Annotated in this window: 21 protein-coding genes; 6 read left to right on the top strand and 15 right to left on the bottom strand. The window is 72.4% G+C overall.

The features are described from left to right. Positions 1-54 precede the first annotated feature (54 nt). Together ACWCPF_RS23775 and ACWCPF_RS23770 are read right to left on the bottom strand one after the other, a co-directional pair. Complete coding sequence (locus tag ACWCPF_RS23775) at positions 55-558, bottom strand: DUF402 domain-containing protein (protein WP_451047069.1); 504 nt, start codon at positions 556-558, stop codon at positions 55-57. Continuing rightward, positions 539-1,468 (bottom strand): N-acetyltransferase family protein, encoded by a 930-nt coding sequence (locus tag ACWCPF_RS23770; protein ID WP_451047068.1) that lies wholly within the window; start codon positions 1,466-1,468, stop codon positions 539-541. Before ACWCPF_RS23770 ends, ACWCPF_RS23775 begins: the two co-directional genes overlap by 20 nt. Positions 1,469-1,554: 86 nt before the next feature. Here ACWCPF_RS23770 and ACWCPF_RS23765 point away from each other — a divergent pair, with 86 nt between their 5' ends. Continuing rightward, positions 1,555-1,923, top strand: a complete 369-nt coding sequence (locus ACWCPF_RS23765; protein ID WP_451047067.1) for a GntR family transcriptional regulator — start codon at positions 1,555-1,557, stop codon at positions 1,921-1,923. 626 nt (positions 1,924-2,549) lie between these two features. Here the strand turns inward: ACWCPF_RS23765 and ACWCPF_RS23760 are convergent. From ACWCPF_RS23760 to ACWCPF_RS23735, 6 genes are all read right to left on the bottom strand, one after another. Beyond that, positions 2,550-3,323, bottom strand: coding sequence for a DUF72 domain-containing protein (locus ACWCPF_RS23760; RefSeq protein ID WP_451047066.1), 774 nt, complete (start codon positions 3,321-3,323; stop codon positions 2,550-2,552). Positions 3,324-3,360: 37 nt separating this feature from the next. Continuing rightward, complete coding sequence (locus ACWCPF_RS23755; RefSeq protein WP_451047065.1) at positions 3,361-4,455, bottom strand: DUF5925 domain-containing protein; 1,095 nt, start codon at positions 4,453-4,455, stop codon at positions 3,361-3,363. A gap of 144 nt (positions 4,456-4,599) precedes the next feature. Continuing rightward, on the bottom strand, positions 4,600-5,385 hold the full coding sequence (locus ACWCPF_RS23750; protein WP_451047064.1) for a polysaccharide deacetylase family protein: 786 nt from the start codon (positions 5,383-5,385) through the stop codon (positions 4,600-4,602). Continuing rightward, positions 5,382-6,386 carry a glycosyltransferase family 2 protein gene (locus ACWCPF_RS23745; protein ID WP_451047063.1) on the bottom strand — a complete coding sequence of 335 codons (1,005 nt, stop codon included), beginning with the start codon at positions 6,384-6,386 and terminating at the stop codon, positions 5,382-5,384. The genes ACWCPF_RS23750 and ACWCPF_RS23745 overlap by 4 nt, the downstream gene beginning before the upstream one ends. Then, positions 6,383-7,213 carry a glycosyltransferase family 2 protein gene (locus tag ACWCPF_RS23740; RefSeq protein WP_451047062.1) on the bottom strand — a complete coding sequence of 277 codons (831 nt, stop codon included), beginning with the start codon at positions 7,211-7,213 and terminating at the stop codon, positions 6,383-6,385. Before ACWCPF_RS23740 ends, ACWCPF_RS23745 begins: the two co-directional genes overlap by 4 nt. A 491-nt stretch (positions 7,214-7,704) precedes the next feature. Beyond that, a complete protein-coding gene (locus tag ACWCPF_RS23735; protein WP_451047061.1) occupies positions 7,705-8,913 on the bottom strand; it encodes a S8 family peptidase in 1,209 nt (402 codons plus the stop codon). A gap of 312 nt (positions 8,914-9,225) precedes the next feature. On the opposite strand from ACWCPF_RS23735, the gene ACWCPF_RS23730 reads away from it, so the two are divergent. After that, a complete protein-coding gene (locus ACWCPF_RS23730; RefSeq protein WP_451047060.1) occupies positions 9,226-10,032 on the top strand; it encodes an SGNH/GDSL hydrolase family protein in 807 nt (268 codons plus the stop codon). Positions 10,033-10,036: 4 nt separating this feature from the next. Here the strand turns inward: ACWCPF_RS23730 and ACWCPF_RS23725 are convergent, their stop codons facing one another. The 4 genes from ACWCPF_RS23725 to ACWCPF_RS23710 all read right to left on the bottom strand — a co-directional run bounded on the left by ACWCPF_RS23725 (position 10,037) and on the right by ACWCPF_RS23710 (position 16,925). Continuing rightward, positions 10,037-11,686 carry a serine/threonine-protein kinase gene (locus ACWCPF_RS23725; protein ID WP_451047059.1) on the bottom strand — a complete coding sequence of 550 codons (1,650 nt, stop codon included), beginning with the start codon at positions 11,684-11,686 and terminating at the stop codon, positions 10,037-10,039. A gap of 60 nt (positions 11,687-11,746) precedes the next feature. Beyond that, complete coding sequence (locus ACWCPF_RS23720) at positions 11,747-13,447, bottom strand: urease accessory protein UreH domain-containing protein (protein ID WP_451047058.1); 1,701 nt, start codon at positions 13,445-13,447, stop codon at positions 11,747-11,749. Then, positions 13,444-15,270 (bottom strand): tetratricopeptide repeat protein, encoded by a 1,827-nt coding sequence (locus tag ACWCPF_RS23715; protein WP_451047057.1) that lies wholly within the window; start codon positions 15,268-15,270, stop codon positions 13,444-13,446. Before ACWCPF_RS23715 ends, ACWCPF_RS23720 begins: the two co-directional genes overlap by 4 nt. A gap of 149 nt (positions 15,271-15,419) precedes the next feature. Continuing rightward, the gene (locus ACWCPF_RS23710; protein WP_451047056.1) at positions 15,420-16,925 is read right to left on the bottom strand and encodes a DUF4331 domain-containing protein; all 1,506 of its coding nucleotides are present in this window, start codon (positions 16,923-16,925) and stop codon (positions 15,420-15,422) included. Between the two features lie 210 nt (positions 16,926-17,135). Here ACWCPF_RS23710 and ACWCPF_RS23705 point away from each other — a divergent pair, with 210 nt between their 5' ends. The 3 genes from ACWCPF_RS23705 (at position 17,136) to ACWCPF_RS23695 (ending at position 18,901) form a co-directional block, all read left to right on the top strand. Continuing rightward, positions 17,136-17,678, top strand: a complete 543-nt coding sequence (locus tag ACWCPF_RS23705) for a sigma-70 family RNA polymerase sigma factor (RefSeq protein WP_451047055.1) — start codon at positions 17,136-17,138, stop codon at positions 17,676-17,678. Beyond that, positions 17,675-18,502: an anti-sigma factor gene (locus tag ACWCPF_RS23700; RefSeq protein ID WP_451047054.1), complete on the top strand. Its 828-nt coding sequence runs from the start codon at positions 17,675-17,677 to the stop codon at positions 18,500-18,502. The genes ACWCPF_RS23705 and ACWCPF_RS23700 overlap by 4 nt, the downstream gene beginning before the upstream one ends. Positions 18,503-18,628: 126 nt before the next feature. Next, positions 18,629-18,901 (top strand): hypothetical protein, encoded by a 273-nt coding sequence (locus tag ACWCPF_RS23695; protein WP_351914273.1) that lies wholly within the window; start codon positions 18,629-18,631, stop codon positions 18,899-18,901. A gap of 228 nt (positions 18,902-19,129) precedes the next feature. Here the strand turns inward: ACWCPF_RS23695 and ACWCPF_RS23690 are convergent, their stop codons facing one another. From ACWCPF_RS23690 to hmgA, 3 genes are read right to left on the bottom strand one after another with little or no spacing between them, the layout of a single operon-like run. Continuing rightward, complete coding sequence (locus ACWCPF_RS23690) at positions 19,130-20,290, bottom strand: type ISP restriction/modification enzyme (protein WP_451047053.1); 1,161 nt, start codon at positions 20,288-20,290, stop codon at positions 19,130-19,132. A gap of 25 nt (positions 20,291-20,315) precedes the next feature. Beyond that, positions 20,316-21,065, bottom strand: coding sequence for a GntR family transcriptional regulator (locus ACWCPF_RS23685; protein ID WP_451047052.1), 750 nt, complete (start codon positions 21,063-21,065; stop codon positions 20,316-20,318). Positions 21,066-21,092: 27 nt separating this feature from the next. After that, entirely contained in the window at positions 21,093-22,448 is a 1,356-nt protein-coding gene (gene hmgA, locus ACWCPF_RS23680; RefSeq protein ID WP_451047051.1) for a homogentisate 1,2-dioxygenase, read from the bottom strand. A gap of 170 nt (positions 22,449-22,618) precedes the next feature. Here hmgA and ACWCPF_RS23675 point away from each other — a divergent pair, with 170 nt between their 5' ends. Continuing rightward, positions 22,619-23,143, top strand: coding sequence for a hypothetical protein (locus tag ACWCPF_RS23675; protein WP_451047050.1), 525 nt, complete (start codon positions 22,619-22,621; stop codon positions 23,141-23,143).

Below are 23,143 nucleotides of genomic sequence, written 5' to 3'. Positions count from 1 at the left end.
CCTCGCCTTGGCCTCTCGCCCTGGCCTTTCACTCGGGTCCCTCGCCCGGACCTGTCACGCCAGCAGCGACTCCAGGCCGCCCTCGACGGTGGCGAACGCCTCCAGCTCGTCGAGGGCGGTCAGCGCGGCGGCGGCTGCCTCCGGGTCCCGCCGCGCCAGTCCGCTCTCCTCGAACTCGTCCTCGTCCAGCCGCCGTACGTCCGTCCCGTCGGCGGAACGCCACAGGTCCAGGTCGAGATCCTCGACGACGAGTTCGGCGCCGGACCGTGTGGCGGGGCGGGTGACGTCGCAGTACCAGCCCTTCAGCGCGCCCGTCGCGTCGCGGACCTCCTTCACGGCGTACCAGCGGTCGCGCCAGTAGTACTCGGTGAAGACGTCGCCGGCCTCGAACCGCACGAAGCCGAAGTCGCGTACGCCGTCACCTGCCCAGGGGGCGCGCACCGCGATCCGGACGCCGTCGTCGGACAGCAGTTCGGCCGCGTAACGGATTTTCGTCCGGCCGCCCTTGACCAGGACGACCTCCACCGAACGCGTCGACTCAGCCGAGTTCGCGGACATGCCGCACCTCCGTCGCACAGATCTCGTACCCGAACCAGCGGTTGATCGCGAGCATCGGGCCGTTGCCCGCGTCGTTGGCCGTGTACGCCTGCGTGTACCCCTTGGCGCGGGCGCGGTGCAGGGAGTCGTTCTTGACCAGCTTGGCCAGGCCCCGGCCGCGGTGGCTCCGGGCGGTGCCGGTCATGCCCGTGGCGTACCGGTTGGCGTCGCCGGTGTGGGCCACGCTGAAGGCGACGGGGCGGCCGTCGGCCACGGCGACCGAGGTCAGCTCCAGGTCCAGGTGGGGGTGCTTCCAGTACTCGTCGACCCAGGCCGCGTAGTCCGTGAACTCGGTGTCGATGTCGCTCGGTTCGTCGGAGCCGGCCTCCGCGTCCAGGGCGAACAGCGGGCGAGGGTCCTCGGCGAAGTCGGCGGCCGTCCGCAGCTCGACGCCGGGCGGCGGGTCCGGGAGCGGCGGCAGCGGAGTCCGGGCCAGGTCCAGCCGGAGGAAGTGCGCGGAGCGGCTCGGCCGGTAGCCGTGGCGCTCGGCGAAGGCCCGGTTGCCCGGCTCGTCCAGCACCCAGGAGAACAGCTTCGTCGCCCCGTGCGCCGCCAACTGCTCCTCGCTCGCGCGGACCAGCGCGGCGCCCGCGCCGCGCCCGGTGCGCGCCGGGTCAACGTACACGTTCAGGGAGCCCTGGCCGGGCTCCGGGCTGTCATGGGCGAGGCTCACCTCGGCCGTGCCGACGATCTCGCCGTCCTCGACGGCCACCAGCTTGCGGGCGTGAGCGCCGGGGTGGGACAGGGAGAGGCTGTGCAGCACGGACGCCGGGCTGAAGAACACATAGGGCAGGACGAGGTGCCGGACCCGGATGAAGCCCTCGACGTCGGCAGGCGCACCGGGGCGCAGATCGCGCACGATGACGGTCATGTGAGCGCACGCTACGGGCGGGCGGCCCCGGCTGCCTCTCATTTTCCGGTGCCGCCGTTTTCCGGCGGGTGCGGGAGAATCGGGCCGTGACCTTGAAGATCCACATCGATGACAGTGCCGCGCCGTACGAACAGGTGCGGGCGCAGATCGCCGGGCAGGCGCGGTCGGGCGCGCTGCCGGTCGGGTACCGGCTGCCGACGGTGCGGGGGCTGGCCGAGTCGCTCGGCCTCGCCGCGAACACCGTCGCCAAGGCGTACCGGGCGCTGGAGGCGGACGGGGTGATCGAGACCCGGGGGCGCAACGGCACGTTCGTCGCCGCGGCGGGCTCGGCGGCCGAGCGGGAGGCCGCGGCCGCCGCGCAGGCCTACGCCGAGCGGGCACGGCGACTGGGCCTCACCGAGGAGCAGGCGACGGCCGCCGCCCGCGACGCCCTACGAGCGGCCTACGAGCAGTGAACAGCCGCGAGCGGCGAGGCGAGCGGGTGAGCCGACGACCGACGCCAAGGCCGCAACCGTGGGTGGCGCACCCCGCGTCCGTGGGGTGATCAGCCGGGGGCGGCGAGGGCGCGCGTGGGGGAGTCGGCGGCGGACGGCGACGCCGCAACCGTGCATGGCGCGCCCCGGGTCCGTGGCGTGAGCAGCCGTGGGCGGTGAGGTGGGCGGGGGAGTGGGCGAACGACGGCGACGCCGCAGCCGTGCGTGGCACACGCTGGGTCCCCGGCGTGATCAGCCGGGGCGCGAGGTGAGCGGGGGAGTCGGCGAACGACGGCGACGCCGTAGTCGTGCGTGGCCCCCCCCCGCGTCCGAGGCGTGAGCAGCCGTGGGTGGCTAGGTGGGCGGGGAGTGGGCGACCGACGGCAAGGCCGTAGCCGTGCGTGGCGGACCCCGCGTCCGTGGGGTGATCAGCCGGGGGCGGCGAGGGCGCGCGTGGGGGAGTCGGCGGTGGACGGCGACGCCGTAGCCGTGCGTGGCGCGCCCCGGGGCCGTGGCGTGAGCAGCCGTCGGCGGCGAGGTGGGCGGGGGAGTCGGCGGCCGACAGCAACGGCGTAGCCGTGCGTGGCACGCCCGCGTCCGTGGCGTGGTCAGTTGCGGGTGGCTAGGGCGTGTGGGGTGCGGGTGGTTGTTCGGCCGGCTCGCTCGGCCGTTCTTCCGAAGAGGGCCGCGTCGCCCACGGCCGCGCCGCCCGGGTCGTTGTTGAAGTACGCGTACACGTCACCGCCGTCGGCCCAGGTCGTCGCGATGCGGTCGAGCCAGGTCTTCAGGGAGCGGTGGCCGTAGCGCGGCCATGGCTCGGCGCGGCCCTCGTGGAAGCGGAGGTATCCCCAGTCGGCCGTCCGCCACAGCGGTGTGAGGGGGCGGGCCTGGGCGTCGGCCCAGCACAGGGCCGCGCCCCGGGACCGCAGGACCTGCCGGACCTCGGGGATCCACCAGGAGTCGTGCCGTGGCTCCACCGCGACGCGGGTGCCCGCCGGGAAGCAGGACAGACAGGCGTCCAGGAGCCCGGGATCGGCGTGCAGGGTCGGCGGCAGCTGGAGGAGGACCGGGCCGAGCCGGCTCCCGAGGCCGGCGGCGTGGGCCATCAGCCGGTGCACCGGCTCCTCGGGGTCGTGCAGCCGCTTGACGTGGGTCAGATAGCGGCTCGCCTTCACGGCGACCACGAAGTCCGGCGGGACGCGCTCCGCCCAGGACGCGAAGTTCTCCCGCGACGGCAGCCGGTAGAACGCGTTGTTGACCTCGACGGTGGCGAACTGCGCCGCGTACTCCTCCAGCCACCGCCGCGCGGGCACGTCGGCCGGGTACAGGACGCCCTTCCAGTCCTTGTACTGCCAGCCGGACGTGCCCACGTACAGCGTCATACCTCCATGAAAACACCCGCCGTGCCCGGGGGCCGACTCAGAGGTACAGCCCCGCGTCCGCCCCGCCCCGCGGCTCCGGCAGCGAGGTGGGCGAGACGCCCCGGCGCAGTGCGTACAGCTCGGCCAGGGTGGCGCCCTCGCGGCCGACGCCCTCCTCGGTGCCCAGCCAGTCCACCGCCTCCCGCCGGGTCAGCGGGCCGACCTCGATCCGGGCCAGACAGCGGCCGGGGCGCACGACGGCGGGGTGGAGGCGCTCCAGGTCCTCGTTGGTGGTGACCCCGACCAGCACATTGCGGCCCTGGCCGAGGAGGCCGTCGGTGAGGTTCAGCAGCCGGGACAGGGCCTGACCCGCGGTGTGCTTGGCCTCGCCGCGGATCAGTTCGTCGCAGTCCTCCAGGAGCAGCAGCCGCCAGCGGCCCTTGCCCGTGCCGTCCTCCTCGCCGATCGCGATGTCCATCAGATAGCCGACGTCGGAGAAGAGCCGCTCGGGGTCCAGGACGCAGTCCACCTGGCACCACTCCCGCCAGGACCGGGCCAGCGTGCGCAGTGCGGAGGTCTTGCCGGTGCCGGGCGGGCCGTGCAGCAGGAGCAGCCGGCCCGCGATGTCCTCGGGGGTCGTCCCCATCAGGTGGTCCATGGCGTCGGCGACGGGCGCGGTGTAGTTGGTGCGCACCTCGTCCCAGGTGCCCGCGGAGATCTGCCGGGTGGTGCGGTGCGGGCCGCGCCGCGGGGAGACGTACCAGAAGCCCATGGTCACGTTCTCCGGCTGGGGTTCCGGCTCGTCCGCCGCGCCGTCCGTGGCCTCGTCGAGCACCTGTGCGGCCAGTTCGGGGGTGGTCGCCGTGACCGTGACGTCGGCGCCGCGGTTCCAGCGGGAGATCAGCAGCGTCCAGCCGTCGCCCTCGGCCAGGGTGGCGCTGCGGTCGTCGTCGCGCGCGACGCGCAGGACGCGGGCGTGCGCCGGCAGCAGGGTCGCGCCGGAGCGCACGCGGTCGATGTTCGCCGCGTGCGAGTACGGCTGCTCGCCCGTCGCGAAGCGGCCGAGGAACAGCGCGTCGACGACATCGGAGGGGGAGTCGGAGTCGTCCACGGTGAGCCGGATCGGCAGAGCGTCGTGTGGCTGTACGGACATGCCGCCATGATCCGGCACGAGGACGCCCTCTGCACCCGGTTTCCGCAGTGCGCGTGGTGTGTCGGGTGTGTCGCGTGTGTCGGCTGTGTCTGTTCGACGGGGCCTGTCGTGAGCGGCCCCGACGGGCTCCGCCGGGGCCACCCCTCAGACCGGCCGCTGGAGTTGCCGGGTCCTGCGCACCATCGCGTACCCCTTGGTGAGAGCCCGGTCCCGGGCGAACGTACGGGCGATCGCCCGACCATCGAGCAGTCGTTCGAACTCCGCGGCGTCCGTGGTCCGCCGAACCGTCACCCGGCGCAGGGCGAACGGTCCCTGGGCGCGGCGGGCGAGGGAGTTGCCCACGGCGAGCGCCTGGGCGAACCCGTGTGCGCGCACCGCGGTCCGCACCCGGCGGCTGGAGTAGCCGTACGGGTAGGCGAACGACAGGGGCAGGGCGCCCAGTTCGTCGGCGACGATGTCCCGGCAGCGGGTCAGTTCGGCGTGCAGCCGGGCGTCGTCGAGCCGGTCGAGCTGCGGGTGGCTGTGGCTGTGGCCGCCGATCTCCACGCCCGCGTCCGCCAGTTCGCGCACCTGCCGCCAGTCCAGCATGGTGTCCAGGCCGCCGCCGGTGTCATGGGCGCCCCGGAGCCAGCCGGTGGAGACGAACAGGGTGGCCGGGAAGCCGTGTCGCGCCAGCGCCGGGAGGGCGTGCCGGTGCACGCCCTCGTAGCCGTCGTCGAAGGTGATCAGGACCGGGCGGTCCGGCAGCGGCCGGCCGGCCCGCCAGCGGGCCGCCAGGTCGGCGGTGGTCAGCGGGGTCAGACCGCGTTCCGCGATCGCCGCCAGCTGTCCGGCGAACGCCTCGGGCGCGACCGACAGCGTGCGGGTGGCGTCGTTCGGTTCGGCGGCCACCGAGTGGTACATGAGGATCGGCACGCGTGCCTCGGTCATCCGGCCCGCTCCGCTTCGTCCTCGTCGAGGATGATCGGGACCACGGCGAACGTCGTCCCCTGCCGCCGCGCGCGCAGGCTGCCGACCGCGTACCCGCCGGCCGCCGTCAGCACCCCGGCGACGATCGCGCCCGCCCGCCGGGCGCCGCCGCGCCGGGCCAGCAGCTGGTCGCGCAGTCCGCGCAGGACTCCGGCCGGCAACACCCGGGTGGCGTACCGGCGTTCGGACTCCAGGCCCTTGTCGACGCCGACGCTGCGGGCGACCAGCGCCTTGGACAGGCCTTCGGCGTAGGTGCGGGTGCGGAAGTACCCGAAGTGCTCGCGCGCCTCGGGGACCTTGTGGTGGATCACCGCGCGGTCGTCCATCAGCAGGACGGCCTCGGGTCTCGCGTGCGTGAGCCGGATGCACAGATCCGTCTCCTCGCCGCCCATCGGGCGTTTGCTGCCGTCGCGTCCGATGCCGGTGGCGAACCCGCCCACGGAGTCGAACGCGGTGCGCCGGAAGGAGGCGTTGCCGCCGAGGATGTTGCGCACCCGGACCCGGCCGGGCGGCAGCCCCCGGTAGGAGCAGCCCACCACCCAGTCGAACTCCTCGGGGAACCAGTCGGGCCGCCGTCCGGAGGACCAGACGGGCACCGCCCGGCCGCCCACGGCGAGGACGCGGGGGTCGGAGTACGGGTCGGCGAACCGCCGCAGCCAGTCGCGTTCGGCGACGGCGTCGTCGTCGAGGAAGGCGATGACCTCGCCGTGCGAGGCGGCGATGCCGGTGTTGCGGCCGGCCGACAGTCCGCGCGGGCCCGCGTTGGGCAGCACCCGCACCCCGTCGGTCTCCTTGTACTCGCTGCGCAGCCGGTCCAGGAGGGTCGGGTTGTGGTCGACGACGACCAGGGTCTCCAGGGCCGGGTGGGTCTGGGCCTGCACCGAGGCGACCGCCGCGAGGATGTCCTCCCAGCGGTCCTCGGTGTACACGCAGATGACGACGGAGACGTCGATCGAGCTCAAGACAGTTCTCCCCGGACCGAGTCGAGCATCGGCGAGCGGCGGGTCAGCCGGCGCAGCGCACGCCGGTTGGACCGCTCCTTGAGGATGACCCGCAGCACGCGCAGCCCGTCGCGGACGGCGCGCAGATTGCTGACGCCGTGGATGCGCAGATACTCGTGGCTGGGTATCTCCTGCACCTTCAGCCCGGCCTTGACGACCCGGATGTTGATCAGGGTCTCGATCTCGAAGCCGGTGCAGTCCAGCTCGATCTTGTCCAGGCAGTGCCGCCAGAACGCGTTGTAGCCGTAGCACAGGTCGGTGTAGCGGGCGCCGAACTTGCGGTTGACGATGGCGCACAGGACCGCGTTGCCGAGCCGGCGTATGAAGGTCATGTCGTCGGTGCCGCCGCCGTTGGCGAAGCGGGAGCCCTTGGCGAAGTCCGCGCCCGAGACGAGGGCGGAGACATAACTGACGATCTCGTTGCCGTCGGCCGAGCCGTCCGCGTCGACCATCACGATGATGTCGCCGGTGCACGCCTCGAAGCCGGTGATCAGGGCGTCGCCCTTGCCCCGGCCCTGCTGGCCGACGACCTTGACGCCGGGCCACAGCTCACGTGCGACCGCGACGGTGTCGTCGGTGGAGTTGCCGTCGACCAGGACCACTTCGTGGATCCAGTCCGGCAGGGTCTTGAAGACGTACGGAAGGTTCTCGGCCTCGTTCATCGCGGGGATGACCACGCTCACCGGTGGCGCGATGGCCAGGTGAGAGGAGATGGGCCGGTACTTGCCGACGGTCGACGGGCTGTCGAGATCCTGGCCCGAGGTCGCCGGCTGCAGAACGGAACTCATGAGTCTGTCCCTCTCGTCCGGTGGGCCGCCCGCCCCTGGGGGGCGGCCCGAATCCACGTCCGGTTCGAAAGGGGGGTTGGTTTCTCACCCATGGCGGACTGGTTCTCCGCCGCATGCCGGAGTGACCTCCGCGCACACCGGTGAGCCGGCAAAACTGACCGGCTACCGGCGAAAAGACGGCAGCCGACCGCGCGGCACGGCTCGGTCGCCGCTGTGGCCACCGAGCACGGCACCCCCCTACCGCGCTCTCGCCCCGGATGCCGTCGCGGTCCCTGAGCCCTCCCCTGGAGCCGTTGCCGACGGTCCGCTGCGAGTGAGATGTATGACGGTATTGATGATTACGCCCGGATGGCAAGCCCTTGGTGTTCCTCTCACCATTTTGTTCGTTTGACCGTTACACAATGGTGCGTCCCGTTGAAGGCTTGGGAAACGAGTGTTCCCCGGAGGTGGGGGACCCTCCGGGGAACAGCTGTTTCAGTGCTGCGTAAGCGTTACGGGACGATCTTCAGCAGCCGGTTGGGCGAGCCGGTGCCCGGGCTGGTGACCTTGCCGGTGGTGGCCCCGCCGGTCAGGGCCGTGGCGACCTGGGCCGGGGTGGCCGAGGTGTGGCCCGCCAGATAGACCGCGGCCGCGCCCGCGACGTGCGGCGTGGCCATCGACGTCCCCGAGATGGTGTTCGTCGCGGTGTCGCTGGTGTACCAGCCGGCGGTGATGGAGGAGCCGGGGGCGAAGATGTCCAGGACCGAGCCGTAGTTGGAGTAGCTGGCCCTGGCGTCGGTGCTGGTGGTGGCGCCGACCGTGATCGCGCTGGCGACGCGGGCCGGGGAGTACGAGGAGGCGTTGGCCGCGCTGTTGCCCGCCGCGACCGCGTAGGTCACTCCGCTGGCGATCGAGTTGGCGACCGCCGTGTCCAGCGTGGCGGAGGCGCCGCCGCCGAGCGACATGTTGGCGACCGAGGGACCGGAGTGGTTCGCGGTCACCCAGTTGATGCCGGCGATGACGCCCGCCGTGGTGCCGGAACCGGCGTTGTTGAGCACCCGGACCGCCACGATCTTCGCCTTCTTGGCGATGCCGTAGGTGGAGCCCGCGATCGTGGTGGCCACGTGGGTGCCGTGGCCGTTGCCGTCGGAGGCGGTGGTGTCGCCGTCGACGGCGTCGTAGCCGTAGGCGGCGCGGCCGCTGATCTGGGAGTGGGTGATGCGCACTCCGGTGTCGATGACGTACGCCGTGACGCCGGTGCCCGCGGTGTCCGGGTACGTGTACGTGCCGGACAGCGGGAGCGACGTCTGGTCGACGCGGTCCAGGCCCCAGGGGGCGCTCGACTGCGTGGTGTCGGTGACCTGGACGGTCTGGTTCTGCTCGACGACGGCCACCGCCGGGTCCGCGGCGAGTCTGCGCGCCTCGGCGGCGGAGAGGGTGGCGGTGTAGCCGTTCAGCGCGGCGCCGAACGTCTTGTCGACCGTGCCGCCGTACTCCTTGATGAGGTCCTTGCCGGTCGCCGAGGACGCCTTGAAGCCCGCCTGCGGCTTCAGGGTGACGATGTAGCTGTCCTTGACGGCGGTGGGGGAGCCGGCCGCGAGCACCTTGCCCTCGGCCGGGGCGGCCTGGGCGGGGAGTGCGGTGAGCCCGCCGACGAGAGCGGCGGCCGCCACGGTGGCGGCGGCGGTTATCCGGACCTTGTTGCTACGCAGTTGCGCCATAACGAGGGAGTCCTCCTCTAGGCCGCGTGCGCCTGGGTCGGGCGCACGCTGTGGGGGAGTGCGCGCGGTTGCGCACACGACCGCGAGCGTCGCGTTCCGTTCTCGGTCGAGGTAAAGCTTCCGTCATCTGCGGGCAAAGACAAGGGAGCTGAGGGGTTGTCAACAACATTGACATGTGCACGTAACGAGATGAGCGGAAACGGTCGCTGAACGATTCCGGTAGGCGATGAAAAGTCTTGGCATGAACACTTCCCGTCAACACGCGTAGTTGCTACCACGGTTATGGCAGAGACCCTGCTAAAGGGAGGTTCCATGAGACGTTCCCGACTTGTCGTATTCGTCAGCTCACTCCTCCTCGCCGCCGGCGCAGCCCTCACCGGGGCGACCGCGGCCCAGGCGTCCCCACTCGCCGCGACCGGCGGCTACGTGGCGCTCGGCGACTCCTACTCCTCCGGCGTCGGCGCGGGCAGCTACATCAGCTCCAGCGGCGACTGCAAGCGCAGCACCAAGGCGTTCCCGTACCTCTGGAACGCCGCCCACGCACCAGCCTCGTTCACCTTCGCGGCCTGCTCGGGCGCCCGGACGGGTGATGTGCTGGCGAACCAGCTCGGCGGTCTGAACTCCGCCACCGGCCTCGTCTCGATCACCGTCGGCGGCAACGACGCGGGCTTCGCCGACGTCATGACCACCTGCGTCACCGGCTCCGACAGCACCTGCCTGTCCCGCATCGACACGGCCCGCGCCTACGTCGACTCGACGCTCCCCGGGAAACTCGACACCGTCTACTCGGCCATCGTCGCCAAGGCGCCCAACGCGCAGGTGGTCGTCATCGGCTACCCCCGCTTCTACAAGCTCGGCACGGTCTGCCTGGGCCTGTCCGAGACCAAGCGCTCCGCCATCAACAGCGCGGCTGACTACCTCGACGCCGCCGTCGCCCAGCGCGCGGCGGCCCACGGGTTCGCCTTCGGCGACGTCCGCACCCCGTTCAGCGGCCATGAGATCTGCTCCGGCAGCTCCTGGCTGCACAGCCTCAACTGGCTGAACATCGGCGAGTCCTACCACCCGACCGCATCCGGTCAGTCGGGTGGCTACCTGCCGGTCCTGAACAGCGCGGCCTGAGCCGTCACTCCGACGGCGAGGAGGAGGGGGAGGCTCCGTCCGACGGGGCCTCCGTCTCACAAGTGACCGAGAACGGCACCGAGTTGGACGTCACCTTCACCGGATCGCGCACCTCGACGGCGATCGAGTTCTGGTACGTCCCGCTCTCCGCGTACGTCGACAGGATCACCTTGTCCGTCTTGGACCGGCCCCCGCCCGACGGGAACTCCAGCGTCTTCCAGGTCTGCCCGGAGAGCTCGCCGTCCTTCGACACCCAGCGGTAGGACACCGTCGCGGGCAGCTGCCCCACCTTGATCGTCGCGGTGAACGCGGGCGCGTCGGCGTCCTCGGGCGGACAGTCGCCGGCGTAGTCCGTGTGCGCGCCGCTGACGGTGACCGCGACGGTCTGCTTCGGGGCTTCGGAGCTTTCGCTCTCGCTCGGCTCGGGGCTCGACGGCTTGCCGGTGTCCTCGTTCGCCGACGGCTGCGCCGCGGGCGAACTCACGGTGTCCGTACCGCTGTTGGTGACCCCGCCGGTACCGCCCGCGCCGTTGTCGGAGTCGCGGTTCAGCAGCCCGTACGTCAGCCCGGCGACCGCCAGCGCCACCACGACCACACCCGCGACGAGCATCACGCCGGCGCGCCGGTTGCGATGCGGCGGCGACGACGTGGACGTCGTCGGGGAACCCGGCGGAGAGCCGGTGGGGGTGGTCGCCCAGGGCTGCTGCGGCTGCGACTGGGACGGGGTCGGAGTCGGCGGCCCCGGGCGCAGCGGCTCGGCGGGCGTCGCGACCGTCGGCGAATACGGCGCGTACGGCGCCACGCGCGTCGAGCCCGCCCGGGGGTCGCCGCCCGCGGCGATCAGCCGCAGATCCTCCTCGGCCCGGTCGGCGGGCAGCCGCTCGGCCGGATCCTTGCGCAACAGGCCCTCGATGACGGGCGCGAGCGGCCCGGCCCGGTGCGGCGGCGGGAGCTCCTCGTCCACGATCGCGCGCAGCGTGCTCAGCGGGGTGTCGTACCGGAAGGGGGAGTTGCCCTCGACCGCCGCGTACAGCAGCACGCCCAGCGACCACAGGTCCGACTCGGGCCCCGGCGTACGCCCCAGCGCGCGCTCCGGCGCGAGGAACTCGGGGGAGCCGATGACCTCGCCGGTCATGGTCAGCGCCGAGGTGCCCTCGACGGTCGCGATGCCGAAGTCGGTGAGCACCACCCGGCCGTCGTTCGACATCAGCACGTTCGCCGGCTTCACGTCCCGGTGCAGCACTCCGGCCTCGTGCGCGGCCCGCAGCGCGGACAGCACCTCGGCCCCGATGTGCGCGACCCGCGCCGGTTCGAGCGGCCCTTCCGAGTCCAGCAGCTCGGCGAGCGAGATCCCGCGCACGATCTCCATGACGATCCACGGCCGGCCGTCCTGCTGGGCCACGTCGAACACCGTCACGACATTCCGGTTCGCGACCCGGGCCGCGGCCCAGGCCTCGCGCTCCAGCCGCGCGTACATCCGCTCGACGTCCGAGGCCGGCAGCCCGGCCGGGGCGCGCACCTCCTTGACGGCGACCTCGCGGTGCAGCACCTCGTCACGGGCCCGCCAGACCACGCCCATGCCGCCCTCGCCGAGCGGGGTCAGCAGGCGGTAGCGGCCCGCGATCAGACGTTCACTGCCCGATTCTTCGGACACCGCGCCCCCATTTCGCTCTTCGTATCCGGGCGAAAACCTCCGCAACCTCACAAACGTAGCTCAGCCGAGTACGGATGCGGCCCCCTTGAGCACGAGTCCCGCGCCGAGGGCGACGACGAGGAACGCGGACCACAGGGGCACATTGCGCCGGACGAGCGTCACGACCGGGTGGGTCGTCCAGCGCGGCTGACGGTCCAGCAGCCGGGTCGCCTGCGCACCCAGCCTGACGACGGCGAACCCGGCGGCGGTGAGGGTCAGCGCGAGCCCGACGCCGTACGCGACGACGAGCAGCAGCCCGAACCAGGCCTGGCCGAGCGCGGCGGCGCCGACCAGGACGACCACGGCGGACGGACTGGGGACCATGCCTCCGGCGAACCCGAGCAGGATCGTGCCGCGCATCGTGGGGGCGACGGCGTGGGTGTGGGTGCGGCCGCCGTGGGTGTGGGTGTGGGTACGGCGGTGGCCGTGCGAGTGGGCGTGGTCGTGATCGTGGTGGTGTTCGTGATCGTGGTCGTGCGTGTGCCCGTGGTCGTGGTCGTGCCCGTGCGTGTGGCCGTGATCGTGGTCATGGCTGGGCTCGTGGGCGTGAGGGGAATGGCTGTGCGAGGTGGGGGCGCCGACGAGAGCGAGTTGACGATCGGGGGTCTTCGCCGGCTCGTGCGGGTGGTCGCCGTGGGGATGGGGGTGCGGGTGGTCGCCGTGCGGGTGGGTGTGCGGGGTGTCCGGGCCGCGGCCGCGCCAGGCCCGCAGGGCGAGGGTCGCGCCCGCGGCGAGCACCAGCGCACCGCTCGCCAGCCCCAGCCACGCGATCACCGAGGGCGCGGCGGCCGAACCGGCGGTCACGAGAAGACCGAGGGCGACGACGCCCAGGGTGTGCGTGATGGTGACGGAGGCGGCCAGCGGGAGGACGTCCTTCATCCGGGCCTTGCCGCCCCGGGCGGCCGCCGTCGCGGCCATGATGGTCTTGCCGTGGCCCGGCGCGACCGCGTGCATCGCGCCGAGGAACACGGCGATCAGCAGCGCCAGCGCGGCGAAGCCGACGGTGAGGTCCTGCCGGGCGACCAGGTTGTCCAGCGCCCGGGTCCAGCGGTCGGCGCCGCGCGGCAGCACGGAGGCGGCCGGCGCGTCCCGGTCCTCCTCGACCAGGGCCGCGCCGCCGGGCCGCACCTGCACGGACGCGGTCGCGGTGTCCGCGGGGGAGGAGAGCAACTCCTGCGGATAGGCCGTCAGTTCGTCCGAGAGCGACTTCTGCGGCACATCGGAGTCGGTGAGCGTCATCCGGTCGCCGCGGGCGGTGATCTCCCGCCAGCCCGGTCCGCCGTCGGCCCCCTCGCTGTGGAAGCCGAGGGTGATCGACTCCTCGTCGGGGAGCGGCGCGGTCAGCCGGCACTCCACGCGCAGGGTGTCGAGCCCGGCCTGTCCCGGACGCACCGTGGCCTTGCTCGTGCCCGCCGTGAGGGTGACGGCACGGCCGTCGACGGTGAGCTTGCTGCCGCTCGCGGCCGTCGCGCACCGCTGCCGGGCCCACTCGGTCATCCCGAGCCGTTCGAGGTCCGGCTTGGCCTGGGTCGCCGGGATCTCGGCGAGGTCCTCGACGTGGTCGATACGGAGCTGTCCGGGGGCGGCGACGAGACCGTCGTAGCGGTTGACGGTGAAGTTGCCGAGGGGGTGCGCGCTCGCGCTGGCGGAAGGAACCAGCACGAGCGCGCAGCCGGCCGTGAACACGGCCGCGCAGGAGGCGAGCAGACGACGGGAAATCACTTGCTCGCCTCCAGCGTCTTGAGAGCCGTACGGGCCGCGCCGGCGCCGAGCTGTGAGAAGCCGGGGTTCAGCTTCAGGGCGGCGGAGAGGTGGGTACGGGCGTCGGCGGGATGACCGGTGGCCTTCTCGATCACCCCGCGGTGGTAGAGGAAGGACGCGTTGCGGTAGCCGGTGGCCGTGGCCTGCCGGGCGTGGGCGAGGGCCTCGGCGTCCTTGCCGTTGACGTGCAGGGCCCAGGCGAGGGCGTCCGCCGTGTGCACGGTGTGCCGGCGCGACCAGTCGTCGCGGGCCGCGCGCAGTGCCGTCGCCTTGTCGCCGTGGTCGGCGGCGGCGAGCGCGGTGTCGAGGTCGGCGTTGACGCCGTTGGCCCGCGCGATGGCCGTCCAGGCGTCGACGAGGACGTACTGGTCCGCGGCCTTCGCCCGGTCGCCCTCGCCGCCCCGGGCCTCGTACAGCTCGCCGAGTTCGACGAGCGGGCCGGGGAGCGGGTAGCGGGCGACGATGAGCTCCAGCCCCTTGATCGCCTCGGCCTGCTGACCGCTCGCGGCCTGGGCGCGGGCGCGGCCCTCCAGTGCGGGGAGGTAGTTCTCGTCGGCGGCGAGCGCGCGGGCGTAGTGGGTGAGCGCGGTGGCGTAGTCGCCCTGGTTCCAGGCGAGTTGGCCGAGCTGACTGGCGACGTAGGCGATGTCGCCCGGGGTGGTCGACGCGGCGAGCGCCTTGTCCAGGACCCGGCGGGCGGTGTCGACGTCGCCGCGCAGTTCGTGCACGTACGCGTAGCGGGTGAACACCGGGATGCCCGGTCGCCGGTCGTCGGCCGTGTTCACGGCTGCCTCGGCGTCGTCGTAGCGGCCGAGTTCGACGAGGGCGTCGATGCGGGAGCACAGGGCGCGTTCGTTGTACGGGTTCAGCTTCAGCGCCCGGTCGGCGAGCGCGAGGGCGTTCGCGAAGTCGTGGCGTGCGGCGGCGAGCGCGGCCTGGCCGGCGAGGGCCTGGTCGTTGTCCGAGCGCAGCGAGAGGGAGCGCTTCAGGGCCTGCTCGGCCTGCGGGTAGCGGGAGGGGTCGCCCTTGGTGCGGGCCTGCTCGACGTAGGCGAGTCCGAGCGTGGCCCAGCCGCCGAAGTCCTTCGGCTGGGCGCGGAGATGGGCCTGCAGTGCGGTGATGCCGGAGTCGAGGTCACCGCTGGCGAGCAGTCCGGGGGAGACCGCCGCGGCCGTCACGACCGGCACGTTCTGTCCGTCCCGCACCGCGCCGATCGCGATCGCCCCGGCGGTGAGCGCGACGGCCAGCATGGCCGCACACGCCCCGAGTTGCACCCCACGCCAACGGCGTCCCGCGGCACCCACCCGCCGGACGGCGGCGATGCGCTCGTCGTCAAGGGCAGCGGCAGCGGCCGTGTCCGCGCCGGCCGCAGCGGCTTCGGCGTCCGAGTCGGCACCGGTTCCCGTCGTCTCGCCGTCCGCCGGGGCCTCCGCCCTCGCGGTCCCAGCGGTCTCGGGGCCTGCGGCTTCTGCGGGCTGCGTGCCCGCGAAGTCGACGGCCTCCGTGCTCGCGCCCCCTGCCGGCTCCGCGTCCGCGGCCGCAGCGGGCTCTGAGCCCGCCGTCTCCGCGCCTGCGACGTTTCCGGCCTCGGCGTCCGCGGTCCCGGAGGGCTCCCCGCCCGCCGTCTCCGTGCACGCGGCCTCTGTCGGCTCCGCGCCCGCGGTCCCCGCGGTCGTGGCGTCTGCGGGCTTCGCCGCATCGGCCTCGGCCTGTGCCTCGGTCGCGTGCTTCGTGACGGAGTCGTCCTCGTGCTCCGGCCGGCCGTCGTTCGTCCGCGCGGACATGCCCTCTCCTAGGTCGCCTGGGGTTGATCAGCCTGCTCATACGAGGGTGGCGCGGCCCGCGCCGTGGGGGATGAGTACGCGGGCCGCGCCAGTCTGTGGGGCAAGGCCGGGGAGCGCAGGATTCTCCCCGGCCCGCTCAGGGGGAGGGCCTAGTAGGCCCGCCGCCGCCCGCGCCACCACATCAGGCCGCCGCCGATGAGGAGGATGCCCGCGGCGCCGGCGCCGGCGGACGAGGCGATGAGGGCGGTGTTGCTCGAGTCGCCGAGGGCGTCACCGAGCGCACTGCGGGTGGCCGCGTCGGTCTTGGCGGTCGCGCCGCGCGAACCCTCGGTGGGCAGGGCCACGTACGGGAAGGCCTTCTCGAATTCCTTGTCGTTCTTGTCGACCGCGTCGCCCAGGTCGTTCTTCGTGCCGAGCAGCTCGCCCTCGACGACCTGCAGCGAGACGTCGATCACGTCGTCGGTGAGACGGCGGCCGTTCGGGAAGCCCGCGGTGTCACCGTCGAGGACGCCGAGTCGCTTGGGGCTGGAGACCGGCTTGATCGAGGTGTTGAGGCGCAGTTCCTCGGACGGCGTCACGTAGGGCGGCTGGTTGAGGCCCTTGACGCCCTTGAGGAACACGTCGACGAGGTCGTTGCGCGGCTCGGCCGGCGCCTTGATCTTGAAGATCGCCTCGATGAGCTTCGGCAGCTCGGGGTTGGTGACGTTCTTCAGGAACTGGGCGTCGTCCTTGGGCTCGGACGCGTTGAACTTGTCCTTGTCCTTGATCGGGTTGACGACCTCGTTGACCAGCGGCATGCCCAGACGGGAGACCTGCTCGTACTTGCCCTTGGCGTTCTCGCGCTGGGTGGTCGACCAGATGCCGACGATCGGCTGGTGCTTCGACTCCGCGATCATGTCGCTCGGGACCTGCAGCGCGATCGAGTTGACGTTGTAGCCCTTGAGCGTGTCGTTGCCGACCTCGGAGAGGTCGCCGCCGTACAGCAGGTCGAAGACGCGCAGGTCGAGGAAGAACGGGTCGTCGGCCTGGCCCGCGAAGGTCTTGGCGCCGCTGGAGAGCTTGTAGATCGCCTCGTCGCGCAGCTTCTTGTAGTTCGGCATCGAGGCCTTGCCCACGTTGGACGGCGCCACCGGCACATCGTCCGCGAGTTTGGTCTCGTGTTCGACCTTGCCCTTCTTCAACTTGATGAGCTCGAGGTCGTACGTCTGCGTGATGTTCAGGTCGGGGTCGTCCAGGCTCTCGACGACGCCGGTGTTGTAGAGGAAGGTCTTCTTGTTCTTCGTGTGCGTCTTGAAGGTGTAGCGGAAGACCAGGTCTTCCTTCGCGTCACCGTTGTTGTCGATGTTGAGGTCGTACTGCGCGTCCTCGGCGAAGGGGAAGAAGTTGGGGCCGCCGGCCGGCTCCTCGAAGGGTATCCAGTTGGCGACGATCGTCGTGGTGTCCGCGTGGTCCGGGCTGACGAAGGCGTACACGTCCGTGTTGTCGTACTGCGGTGTACCGGAGATGAGAGGGGCCTCACGGTGGCTGGAGGCGTAGGCCGCCCCCGGCCCCAGCGTGGCGACGCCGGCGGCTGCGAGCCCTCCGGCGGCCAGCGCGCCGCATACAAGGGTCGCGACGCTCTTGCGTCGGTTGCCGCTCCTGGAGATAGCTGTCATGCCGTCCGTCCTCTGATCCAACTTGCCTGACGGACAGTGATACGGAGCGAAGGGCGGGTTCGGATTGGTCGAAGCCGAAAAACTTTTTCTTTCCTGCTCACCCGCGTTTTCGGCCTTCATATCCGTACCCCCCATCCGGAGGTGTGTTCGTTGCGAATGCCTGGTGTGACGGGGCGGCCCGGCTGTGGTGGCCGCAGAGAGGGGGACCGCATGGAGGCGGACGAGCTGCTGGTGCTCGTGGCGGGAGGCGACCACCAGGCATTCGAACGGCTCTACGTACTGGTGTCCGGGCCGGTGTTCGGGCTGGTGCGCCGGGTGGTCAGGGATCCCGCGCAGTCGGAGGAGGTCGCCCAGGAGGTGCTCCTGGAGGCTTGGCGCTCCGCCGGCCGCTTCGACCCGCGTCGGGGCAGCGCACTCTCCTGGATCCTCACCCTCGCGCACCGGCGGGCCGTCGACCGGGTGCGCAGCGCCCGGGCGGCCGTGGACCGCGAGCAGCGCGAGGCCCGGCGCTACCACGACCCCGCCTTCGACCAGGTGACGGAGGAGGTCGAGGCCGGTCTGGAACGCGAGCTGGTCCGCCGCTGCCTCGACCGGCTGACGGCGCTTCAGCGCCAGTCCGTCACCCTCGCCTACTACGACGGATACACCTACCGTGAGGTGGCCGACCGGCTCAAGCTGCCGCTGGGTACGGTGAAGACACGGATGCGTGACGGACTCACCCGGCTGCGCGACTGCCTGGGAGGTGCCGCATGAGTGTGCTCGGTCTGTTCCGCCGGGAGGACCTGCACTCGCTGGCCGCCCCCTACGCGCTCGACGCGCTCGAGGGCGACGAACGCCGCCGCTTCGAGAAGCACCTCAAGGGCTGCGACCGTTGCTCCGTCGAGGTGCGGGCGATGGCCGAGGACGCCGTCCGGCTCGCCTGGTCCGCGGCCGCCCCGCCGCCGGCCGCGATGCGCGACCGGGTGCTGGCCGCCGTCCAGAGGACTCCGCAGGAGCAGTCGCGGGCGCCGGTGCGCGAGCACGAGCCGCAACTGCCGCCGCACGTCTGGGGCACGCAGCCGCCGCCCGGACGCTCCCGTGCGCCCCATGCGCCCCGTACGCGCCGTCCGTTCTTCGTGCCGTTCGCGACGGCGACGGCCGCGGCGGCGCTCGTCGTCGCCGGGCTCTTCGCCGTCCAGGCGAACCGGACCCAGGACCAGCTGACCGCGGAGCGTGCCCAGGCACGTGACATCGCCCACGTTCTCGCAGCTCCGGACGCGCGGGCGAGCGGTGGGAAGGACGCGCAGGGCAGAAATATCGGAGTGATCGCTTCCGCATCGGAGGGGGAGGCGATCGTCACCCTGAGCGGATACGGCGACCTGCCCACCGGACAGGCGCATCAGCTGTGGCTCATGCGCCCCAACGCGCAACCGCGCTCCCTCGGGCTCTTCGACGGCGACACGCCCCTGGTCGCCACCGGCCTCGACAAGGCGGCGACATCACTCGCTGTGACCGTCGAGCCCGACGGTGGCTCGCCGCAGCCCACCACGCAGCCGATTGTCCAACTCACCCTGAAATCGGTCGGATTCGGAGAGTGATCGGAGAGGAGTCGTCAACCCCCTTATGGGGAAGGTGAATCCTGTGAGCTCGATACATGTGTGCCGCGACGGGGCGATAGGGTTACCCTGCCCGGGCCGGGTGGACTCGTACGGGTGGGGAGTGACATGGAACAGATAACGATGCACAGCAGGGCGAGGGTCCCTGCGATCACTTGCGGGAGCAGCGCGACCAGTTCGCGCCTCGACCGCCATCTCTCGGTGCTGGCGGGCCCCGCCATACCGCAGCGGGAGACGGTCGAGGCGACTTCGCTGATGCGGGAGCTGACCGCGCGTGAGCCCGTGCGCGACCACAGTTCGAGGACGGCGCGCATGAGCCGCGTCTCGCTCTTCGCCCCCCTGCGCCGACTGCGCCGCACGCTGTTCGGCGGCAAGCACTGACCGACCGGCGCGTCTTCACGTACTGAGTCCCGCGCTCAGGCGGCCACACCGTCCCGGCGCAGTGCTGCGATCTCGTCGTCCGTCATCCCCACGGCACGCGGCAATGCTTCGGTGTGCTCCCCGAGCGCGGGAACGTCTCCCCTCTCCCCCCTTCACGCCCCCACTCCGCCCGGCAGCGGTGGGGGCGCTCGAGGTCACCGACACACCCCGTCGATTCGCTCGTAGGCTCTAGAGCAGGGCGAACTGGCCCTCCGGGCCCTCCTCGTGGTGGTCCAGGACCGTCGCCGGGTGCCGGGCCGCCTCCGGGACCGGCAGGACGCCCGCCGCGCGCAGCTCCGCCGCCGTGACCGGGTCCGTCACCTTCAACTCGGCCTGCTGTGCGCCGACTTCCGCCAGCAGCGCCAACACCGTGATGAGCTCCAGGAGTTCGGAGGTCCACGGCTGCCGCCAGGCCGTCGGGCGGATCGCGGCCAGCGTGCCCGGCTCGGCGTGCTCCGCCGTCCGGGCCGCGAACCACTGTTCCAGCACCCGGCCGCCCGGTCCCGTCCCGAAGTCCCAGGCCTCGGGCGGGACGGGGGAGACGCGGCCCTCGTCCAGGTGCAGGGTCTCCTCGTCCCGGTCGTAGAGCAGGGTGAGGGGGCGGGCCGGGAGCGGGGCGCGGACGTACGGGCGGCGGCCGCCGGGGAGCTTGGGGCGCTCGCCGTGCCGGCGCAGCAGCCACAGGGCGCGGTGGCCGATCTCGACGCCGCGCGCCCAGAGTTCGCGATCCCGGGTGAGCGGGACGGTGAGATCGGGGCGGACGGCCGTCAGGGTCCAGGCCAGGAAGTCCACCGGATCGGGGGAGTGGCCCAGGCCGGCGAGGAAGGCCGGCAGGCCCGGCGCGAGGTTCGGCTCCCTGCCGCCCGGCCGCCGGTAGAGCGGGCGGATCCGGCCCGGGCGCAGCAGCGGGAGCAGGGAGGTCGCCAGCAGCGGCCGGTCCGGCGGGTCCGGGGTCTCGACCACGAACACCTGTGCGTCGTCCGCCACCCGCCACAGCTCCGGGCGGGCCGCGTCGATGAGACGGTGGTCGGGGATGAGCCACTGCTCGTCGAAGGGCGCGGCCAGCACCCGTACCGGCTCCGGGCAGGGGCCCGAGGCGCGGACCAGCTTCTCGGTGCCGCCGGACCGGCCGGGCAGCTGCCCCACCGCCGTGTGCAGGGTGCGGGAGCGCGTCGGCTCGAACAGGGCCTCGCGGTCCGGCCCCTCGGCCTTCAGCAGGGCGTCCCAGCGGGCTTTCAGGGAGGCCGGGTCGGGGTCCGTCGGCCACCCCCGGCCGAGCCGTGGCGGTGCGACGGACCACGGCATGAGGTCCGCCAGCGGCGGAGCGTCGTCGGGCGTCACGCCGGGCATCGTACGACGGCTCGCACCCGGCCGGTCAGGTCGCGTCGAGCGTGACGGTGAAGGAGAACCGGTCGCCCCGGTAGTGGATGACGGCCGCGTCGAGGACCCGGCCGCCCGCGTCGTAGGTGACGCCCGTGTAGTGCAGGATCGGGCTCAGCAGCGGGACCCGGAGCAGCCGGGCCGTCTCCGGGTCCGCCAGCCGCGCCTCGACCGTGTCCGTGATCCGGCCGATGTCCGCGCCCAGGACGTCCCGCAGCACCTTCGTCATGGGCCAGCGCACCAGGTCGTCGGGGTCGATCCGGGCGGCGAGTTCCGGACGGACGTAGTTGCGGGCGTGGTTGGTCGGCTCGCCCGTCTTCTCGTCGCTTCTGAGCCGGTGATAGGTGGCCACCTCGGCCAGCTCCGGGAAGTGCTCGGCGAGTTCGGCGGGGACGGGCGCCCGGCCGTGGTCGAGGAGCCGGGTCGCCATGCCGGACTGCTGGGCCACGATCGCGTCGACCGAGCCGAGCAGCCGGACCGGGGCGCCGCGCTGCGCGGTCGGCTCGATGAACGTGCCGCGGCGGCGGTGCCGGGTGATCAGCCCCTCGTCCTCCAACTCCTTCAGCGCCTGTCGCATGGTCAGCACGCTCACCCCGTAGTGCCCCGCCAACTGCTCCTCGGTGGGCAGCCGGAGCGGGTCCCGGGGCGAGCGGCCGAGTATCGAGGCGCGCAGCGACTGCGACACCTGGTACCACAGCGGCAGCTTGCGGGTGAGGACGATCGAGTCCGGCGCGAAGGAGGTCACGGGGCTATCCGTACCGGTCGGGAACGTTCAGTGCAATGAGCCGTCGGACGGGGGGAAGCCGGCCGGGCGGAAGTGGCGTTCCAGGCCCTGCCACACGTCGTCGTAGCGCGGTTGCAGACAGTCCGCCCCGGCTGCCTGCGGGGTGAGGGCGATGGGCCAGCGCGTCTCGAACATGAACGCCAGCCCGTCGTCGATCCGCTGCGGCTTCAGCTCGGCGGCGCTCGCCCGGTCGAACGTCTCCCGGTCCGGGCCGTGCGCGGACATCATGTTGTGCAGCGAGCCGCCGCCCGGCACGAAACCCCCCTCTCCGGCCGTCTTCGCGTCGTACGCGCCCTCGATCAGGCCCATGTACTCGCTCATCACGTTCCGGTGGAAGTACGGCGGCCGAAAGGTGTCCTCGCCGACCAGCCAGCGCGGGGCGAACACCACGAAGTCGACGCCGGCCAGACCCGGGGTGTCGGTCGGCGACGTCAGCACCGTGAAGATCGACGGGTCCGGGTGGTCGTAGGAGATGCTCCCGATGACGTTGAAGCGGCGCAGGTCGTAGACGTAGGGCACATGGGTGCCGTGCCAGGCGACGACGTCCAGCGGGGAGTGGTCGTACGTCGCGCTCCAGAGCCGGCCGCAGAACTTGTTGACCACCTCCACCGGACCCTCGACGTCCTCGTACGCGGCCACCGGCGCCCGGAAGTCGCGGGGGTTGGCCAGGCCGTTGGCGCCGATCGGGCCGAGGTCGGGCAGGCGGAACGGGGCGCCGTAGTTCTCGCAGACGTAGCCGCGCGCGGAGGCGTCCAGCAGGTCGACGCGGAAGCGGACCCCGCGCGGGATCAGCGCGACCTCGCCCGGCTCGGCGTGCAGCAGCCCGAACTCCGTGCGCAGCAGCAGCCCGCCGCGCTCGGGGACGATCAGCAGCTCGCCGTCCGCGTCGCCGAGGACGCGCTCCATGGACGTGTTCGCGTGGTAGAGGTGCACGGCCATCCCGGCGCGCTGGGCGGCGTCGCCGTTGCCGCCCAGGGTCCACAGGCCGGCCAGGAAGTCCGTGCCCGCGGGGGGCTCGGGCAGCGGGTTCCAGCGCAGCCGGTTGGGGTCGGGGACGGTCTCGGCGAAGGGGCCGGTGCGGATCGCGCCGTTCTCGACGCGGGTGAACGCCGGGTGCGCGGCCGACGGGCGGATCCGGTACAGCCACGAGCGGCGGTTGTGGGCGCGCGGCTCGGTGAACGCGGCGCCGCTGAGCTGCTCCGCGTACAGGCCGAGAGGGGCGCGCTGCGGCGAGTTGCGGCCGTCGGGCAGGGCGCCCGGGACGGCCTCGGAGGCGTGCTCGTTGCCGAACCCCGAGAGATAGCCCAACCCCTCGGCCGTCTTGCGTGCGTCCCCGCTGCTCATGCTCGCCCCACTCTCCGACTCCTGATCCCTGATTCCTATGTATCACCGTAGGATTGCGTTTTCCCGGGTGCAAGAGGTGCGGCGGTCCTCCTCCTGGAGGACGATCAAGACGGCCGGAACCAGACCCCAGGGGGATTCGCGCGCCGGTCCGTTGTTCTACGCTCCCCCGCATGTCGTGGACGCGCGGAAGCCTTGCCGTGGCCGCGGTCTGTGTCGTGCTGCTGACCGGATCCGCGGGCTGTGGCACCAGTGACGCCCAGGAGGGGCCGGAGGTGACGACCGCGGCGTCGGTCACCCCGTCGCCCGTGGGCAAGGTCCTGAAGGACACGGACGGCGAAGGCCGGCACTACCGTGAGGTGGAGCAGAAGGGGGCGCCCGAGGTCGGCGTCGAGGTGGAGCCCGAGGCCGACGGCAGCTGGGACGTCCGCCTGAAGGTGGAGAACTTCCGGTTCACCCCCGCCGCCGGGGCCGAGCCGACGGCGGTGCACGGCCAGGGCGTCGCCCGGCTCTTCGTGGACGACACGCCGGTCGCCGACCTGCGCACCCCGGCCTACCGCATCCCGGCCGGCTACCTCCCGCACGGCACGCACCAGGTCACCGCCCGGCTGTACGCGGACGACGGCACGGTGTGGGCGGTGGACGGCAAGCCGGTGCAGAGCACGGCGGACGTCACGGCGTCCGAGCCGGCGTCCTGA

The sequence above is a fragment of the Streptomyces sp. NPDC001858 genome, from assembly GCF_053594615.1.
Note: the sequence above shows the minus strand (reverse complement) of the source record. Positions and strands in the feature narration are given on the sequence as shown.

Coding starts and splice junctions, on each gene's coding strand:
- ACWCPF_RS23775 (WP_451047069.1), bottom strand. CDS start 558: ATGTCCGCGAACTCGGCTGAGTCGACGCGTTCGGTGGAGGTCGTCCTG.
- ACWCPF_RS23770 (WP_451047068.1), bottom strand. CDS start 1,468: ATGACCGTCATCGTGCGCGATCTGCGCCCCGGTGCGCCTGCCGACGTC.
- ACWCPF_RS23760 (WP_451047066.1), bottom strand. CDS start 3,323: ATGACGCTGTACGTGGGCACGTCCGGCTGGCAGTACAAGGACTGGAAG.
- ACWCPF_RS23755 (WP_451047065.1), bottom strand. CDS start 4,455: ATGTCCGTACAGCCACACGACGCTCTGCCGATCCGGCTCACCGTGGAC.
- ACWCPF_RS23750 (WP_451047064.1), bottom strand. CDS start 5,385: ATGACCGAGGCACGCGTGCCGATCCTCATGTACCACTCGGTGGCCGCC.
- ACWCPF_RS23740 (WP_451047062.1), bottom strand. CDS start 7,213: ATGAGTTCCGTTCTGCAGCCGGCGACCTCGGGCCAGGATCTCGACAGC.
- ACWCPF_RS23735 (WP_451047061.1), bottom strand. CDS start 8,913: ATGGCGCAACTGCGTAGCAACAAGGTCCGGATAACCGCCGCCGCCACC.
- ACWCPF_RS23730 (WP_451047060.1), top strand. CDS start 9,226: ATGAGACGTTCCCGACTTGTCGTATTCGTCAGCTCACTCCTCCTCGCC.
- ACWCPF_RS23715 (WP_451047057.1), bottom strand. CDS start 15,270: ATGTCCGCGCGGACGAACGACGGCCGGCCGGAGCACGAGGACGACTCC.
- ACWCPF_RS23710 (WP_451047056.1), bottom strand. CDS start 16,925: ATGACAGCTATCTCCAGGAGCGGCAACCGACGCAAGAGCGTCGCGACC.
- ACWCPF_RS23705 (WP_451047055.1), top strand. CDS start 17,136: ATGGAGGCGGACGAGCTGCTGGTGCTCGTGGCGGGAGGCGACCACCAG.
- ACWCPF_RS23700 (WP_451047054.1), top strand. CDS start 17,675: ATGAGTGTGCTCGGTCTGTTCCGCCGGGAGGACCTGCACTCGCTGGCC.
- ACWCPF_RS23695 (WP_351914273.1), top strand. CDS start 18,629: ATGGAACAGATAACGATGCACAGCAGGGCGAGGGTCCCTGCGATCACT.
- ACWCPF_RS23690 (WP_451047053.1), bottom strand. CDS start 20,290: ATGCCCGGCGTGACGCCCGACGACGCTCCGCCGCTGGCGGACCTCATG.
- hmgA (WP_451047051.1), bottom strand. CDS start 22,448: ATGAGCAGCGGGGACGCACGCAAGACGGCCGAGGGGTTGGGCTATCTC.
- ACWCPF_RS23675 (WP_451047050.1), top strand. CDS start 22,619: ATGTCGTGGACGCGCGGAAGCCTTGCCGTGGCCGCGGTCTGTGTCGTG.